Here is a 509-nt window from a genome sequence, read left to right on the forward strand (position 1 = left end):
GTAAAGTGATTGGCTGGGCTATGTCGTTATCACCTGATAGTCGTTTAACTGGCAAAGCGCTTTCGATGGCCTATGAAGGTCGTGGTAAACCTAAAGATGTTATGTTCCATAGCGAACAAGGGACTCACTATACAAGCAGAAGATATCGGCAACTATTATGGCGATACCAGCTCAAACAAAGTTTATCTCGACGTGGGAATTGTTGGGATAATAGTCCTATGGAACGTTTTTTAGGAGCCTTAAGACAGAATGGATACCAACTACAGGGTATCGTAATTTTACTGAAGCGCAGAATGAAATTACACGATACATTATTGGATATTATTGTCAGCTTCGGCCGCATCAATATAACGGCGGGCTGACGCCCAATGAGTCAGAACGATTGTTCTGGTTAAACTCTAAGACTGTGGCCAATATTTCTTGACCACTACATGCCAACTCATCTCTAGCCTACGCCTCATATGATGTTCTTGTTCATCAGCTCGCAAATTTGCTAGCGGCTTCCTCCA

Annotated in this window: 1 pseudogene; it reads left to right on the forward strand. The window is 43.0% G+C overall.

Features of this window, described 5'->3' with window-relative positions:
- Nucleotides 1–424 (forward strand): annotated as a pseudogene (locus Q4557_RS19900) (integrase core domain-containing protein); the annotation flags it as partial.
- Nucleotides 425–509: the final 85 nt, after the last annotated feature.

Source organism: Shewanella sp. 5_MG-2023 (assembly GCF_030547465.1).
GTDB lineage: Bacteria > Pseudomonadota > Gammaproteobacteria > Enterobacterales > Shewanellaceae > Shewanella.